Source organism: Rufibacter glacialis (assembly GCF_008271745.1).
Lineage (GTDB): Bacteria > Bacteroidota > Bacteroidia > Cytophagales > Hymenobacteraceae > Nibribacter > Nibribacter glacialis.
Genome location: NZ_VKKZ01000005.1, coordinates 1 through 3,836, shown reverse-complemented (window position 1 = coordinate 3,836; position 3,836 = coordinate 1). Strand labels below are relative to the sequence as shown.

The 3,836-nt window shown below is 37.7% G+C and carries 6 protein-coding genes; all 6 read left to right on the top strand.

Annotation, left to right across the window (positions count from 1 at the left end):
- The first annotated feature begins 150 nt into the window (after positions 1 to 150).
- The 6 genes from FOE74_RS00895 (at position 151) to FOE74_RS00870 (ending at position 3,646) form a co-directional block, all read left to right on the top strand.
- On the top strand, positions 151 to 762 hold the full coding sequence (locus tag FOE74_RS00895; protein ID WP_149096734.1) for a hypothetical protein: 612 nt from the start codon (positions 151 to 153) through the stop codon (positions 760 to 762).
- A gap of 113 nt (positions 763 to 875) precedes the next feature.
- The gene (locus FOE74_RS00890; protein WP_149096733.1) at positions 876 to 1,301 is read left to right on the top strand and encodes a hypothetical protein; all 426 of its coding nucleotides are present in this window, start codon (positions 876 to 878) and stop codon (positions 1,299 to 1,301) included.
- 88 nt (positions 1,302 to 1,389) lie between these two features.
- Positions 1,390 to 1,848, top strand: coding sequence for a DUF1493 family protein (locus tag FOE74_RS00885; protein ID WP_149096732.1), 459 nt, complete (start codon positions 1,390 to 1,392; stop codon positions 1,846 to 1,848).
- A 63-nt stretch (positions 1,849 to 1,911) separates the two neighbouring features.
- Positions 1,912 to 2,391 (top strand): hypothetical protein, encoded by a 480-nt coding sequence (locus tag FOE74_RS00880; protein WP_149096731.1) that lies wholly within the window; start codon positions 1,912 to 1,914, stop codon positions 2,389 to 2,391.
- Positions 2,392 to 2,483: 92 nt separating this feature from the next.
- Positions 2,484 to 2,975, top strand: a complete 492-nt coding sequence (locus tag FOE74_RS00875; RefSeq protein ID WP_149096730.1) for a hypothetical protein — start codon at positions 2,484 to 2,486, stop codon at positions 2,973 to 2,975.
- A 68-nt stretch (positions 2,976 to 3,043) separates the two neighbouring features.
- Positions 3,044 to 3,646, top strand: a complete 603-nt coding sequence (locus FOE74_RS00870) for a hypothetical protein (RefSeq protein ID WP_149096729.1) — start codon at positions 3,044 to 3,046, stop codon at positions 3,644 to 3,646.
- Positions 3,647 to 3,836: the final 190 nt, after the last annotated feature.

Sequence of the window (3,836 nt, the reverse complement as noted above, 5' to 3'; positions counted from 1 at the left end):
TGATACAATATTCTAAACGGAACCCAGAAAACAATGTGATACCAGCTTTAAAAAATAACTAATGCCAACATTGTATAAAAATCATGCTTCGGCCGACGGCCTTGCACGTTTTTTATACGAGACCGTTGGCGGTAATTCTAAAAATAAAAAATGGGATATTATATCAGAATATTTGGGAAAAATGACCCTGATATACATTTGGATAAAATTATAGAAAGTCTCGCAGAAGAAGGCTTGGAAGCTAAATTGCTTCTGGCTGAGGGTGAAACCGCTGTAAAATGGACATTGCTCGACATTTCAAATAAAGAAGGTTTACCTCTGATTCAAGTTGAGCGGAATCCTATTATTGAGGGTGAACTTGGTAAGGAAGAACTTGAGGAGTTCAGAGAATATATCAAAGAATATAAACCGACCTCAGCGGCCAAATGGCTTGATAAATATTTTGACAAAGTAAAAGTGATTTACGCTTTTCAAATCTTAAACGCGGCCTTCGACAATGAGAACTACCCAATTCTTGAGTCAATTAAGACAACGGTTTGGAGACAGACAGGAGGAATTTTCCAAGCTGACCAAGAAGGATTCTCCAACGAGGATGGTTATCATATCCTTTGGCAGTTTTCGGACAAAGTAACTGGCGACTATGCTATGGCTGTAAGGAACTTGCTAGGGCAATGGGTTAATTTTAGAATGGACTTAGGTGACCAAAAACAGCGGGAAGATTTCTGGAACGGCAAAGTACCTAAGGGGGCTGTCAAAATTTAAAAAAGAACTTCCGCCAACATTGTGTAAAATTTATGCTACGGCCGACGGCCTAGCACATCTTTTACACGAGACCGTTATAGGGCATTTAAAGAATATAGAATTTGATAAACCTATTGAAACGTCAAAAGATAAAAGAGCCGTTCTTTGGTGACATGGGGGCATCATTCGACAAACACACAAACAGCTACTTCCTTAATAAGGATATAAAACTGGAAGGTTTTTCTAAACCTGTTGCTCTTTACATTGAATCAGTTGACACAGAGTCCACAGAAGCGCAACGGGAAACCTATCAAATGATTACCGACGGCTTCTCTGAAATTTGGAAAGCCACAGTAGAATTCTTAGTCCACACAAAAAAAGTACTGCCTGAAGCTAAGCTGTTGAAATATTACCGACTAGAATCTATTACATTACCAAAAGAAATGGATACCAGAAAATCTGAATGGAGTTTTGATATCCTGAATCTGGAAGATGACTTTTCAAGAATTCTTATCGAAATGGAGGGAAGAAAGCCAATACATTATTCTGTAGAAGGGTAGAAAAACGCCCTATAACAAGATATAAACGTCAGCATCGGCCGACGGCCTCCGCCGTCGTTTATACTAGACGTTACGCGTCATATAAAGAATGAAAAAAGAAGTCTATACAAGCTTTAGCGAGTTAAGGAGAACAAGCGAGAAAATGCTCAAGCTAGTTCAAAGAACCCTTGCTGGACAAGAGCCTGTAAACCTTCGCACCTCCATTAACGACGACTTAGGAATAGCTGGACTGGACTGGGATATGTTCTTGGAAGAATATGAAAAAGAATTCAAAGCACAACTTCACGGATTGGAATACACCGACTATTTCCCAAAAGAAGGTTTAACTTTTGTTGATTCCCTGTTGGGGTGGACTAGATTACTTTGGCTATTAATAATATATCTTCCAGCCCGACTTTTGGAAATTGAGAAGAAAAAGATTCTTTGGTATACAGAACCTCAAGCCTTAACAATCGGTGACTTAGTTCTTTCTGCACTAGCTGGAGAATTTGTAAAAAGGGAGCAGGCAGTAATAAAAATAAAAAATACGTCGCGTAACAAGGTATAAAAGTCAGCATCAGCCGACGGCCTCGCTCGTCGTTTATACTAGACGTTGGGGCAAATTTAAAACATGAAAAAGCGAAGAGGATTAAGAATATATTTCCGAAGACTTGAAAAGCACAATGACCTTGAAGGTTTTGCGGCACTTATCTCTGGCAAAGAATCTTGGTTTGATTTCGGACATACACATTACGATTGGGAAGGTCTTGGGATTAATAGCTGGAAAAAAAGAAAGCCGCACCTGGATACTCTGTTCAGGAACTTTGACTTGTACCCTAACCGACTTAAACTTATTGAGAAGCCTTTCCAATTATTTATCCAACTCTACGATTACGACAGTTCTGATGACGCAATATTTATACACACAGAAAACCCTAATCAAGACAACTTCCCGTACAAAATTGATTTGATGGATAAATGCACATTGAAGAATCAAGAACTCATCAAATACATAAATCAGAAAGGAGGATTCGAAAAGCTGTTCGGAATTGCTGACAATGAAGGATATTGTCTACTCTATAAAAAAGGAATCGGAGAATCGTTAAAATAGAAAAACTTGCCCCAACATTGTGTAAACGGCATCTCGGCCGACGGCCATCGTCGCCGCTTACACGAGTCCGTTATGCCTCATTTTAAATAATAATGAAACTATTCCCAACTAACAATTACACTGTTGAGCTAAACGACGACATTTCTTTAGCCTTAAATAACCTTAAGCAAAACACCAAACTCACCGATACACTTGTTTCGGAGTTGACTCAAAAATCATTCATTGGCCAAGTTCAAGAAAGTAGGTTTAAAGTGATTTCCTCAGCTCCTGGATATGGAGCACTTTGTGTTCTGACAGGTGACTTTCAAGGCAAAGAAGGAATAATCAATATTAAAATTCATACTGCATTCAAAGTACTTTCCTTAATTCTTATGATTCTCCCGATTATTCTAGTAGGCGTCACGCTTGCAACCAAAGAAATAGAGTACCCGATTGGGTTTATCGTACCAATTTCTATGTCAATCATTTTTGTTAGATTTGGTCTATTAGGATTAGGCTTTCGGACTGTCTCAAACAGTAGTCTGAACCGACTAAGAGAAATAATTAAAATGCGTGAAATAAAAACGTGGCATAACAAGGTATAAACGTCACCTCGGCCGACGGCCTTCGCCGTCGTTTATACTAGACGTTAGGGGGTATTAATAAAATTAAAATGGGAAATTTAAAGTTAAGATTTTTATCAAACGGACAAAATATTGCTGAACCGCCGCATATATCCAATAAAGTTGGTCAAATGCAAAGTTTGCAAAGAAGGTACGGGACTAACAAGATTGAAGAATTAGAAGTTGAAGGAGATGATTTTGTCCTTGAGATTGATACTGATATTTTAGAAAGGGATATTGAATGGGAAAAGCTTATTTATCCAAATGAAATTATCAAAGGAAAAGTTTTAGAATTAATTTACTATAAAGAGGTGTCGGACAAATTAAGTAAGATACTTTCTGAGATTACTTCAACCTATTTTGACGATAGGTACAATCTTGCAAGATTAGGGAATGAAGCAATTAAAATCATCGAGAACACCAAAGAATCAAAGTTTTTTGCTGATTTACAATTGAACAAAGAAGATGCAATAGATGATATTAGCCATACGCTAAATAAGGAAGTAGATATTTTAACAACCTTCATAAAACAAAAAGATTCCCAAAAAAGAAAAAATGAGTCTCTTTCGGAGGCAAAAAGCTATTTAAGCACTAATATTTATAGCTTTAAATTAACTCTTGAACACATTGAGGTTAATAAAAATAAAGAATAACACCCCCTAACAAAGGCTAAACGCCAGCCTCGGCCGACGGCCTCGCCCGTCGCTTAGCCAAACCGTTAGAGCTAATTTGAAGAATCTTTCATCGGGCTTCACGGCAGAAAAAAAGAATCAGCTAGAGTAGCAGAATTAAGTGGGCAAAAGCAGTAAGTTACCTTAGCAGAAATTATGAATGGCCGAGATT

Bases quoted from the DNA above. Each gene is read 5' to 3' on its own strand.
- FOE74_RS00895 (WP_149096734.1), top strand. From the start codon at position 151: ATGGGATATTATATCAGAATATTTGGGAAAAATGACCCTGATATACAT.
- FOE74_RS00875 (WP_149096730.1), top strand. From the start codon at position 2,484: ATGAAACTATTCCCAACTAACAATTACACTGTTGAGCTAAACGACGAC.
- FOE74_RS00870 (WP_149096729.1), top strand. From the start codon at position 3,044: ATGGGAAATTTAAAGTTAAGATTTTTATCAAACGGACAAAATATTGCT.
- FOE74_RS00880 (WP_149096731.1), top strand. From the start codon at position 1,912: ATGAAAAAGCGAAGAGGATTAAGAATATATTTCCGAAGACTTGAAAAG.
- FOE74_RS00885 (WP_149096732.1), top strand. From the start codon at position 1,390: ATGAAAAAAGAAGTCTATACAAGCTTTAGCGAGTTAAGGAGAACAAGC.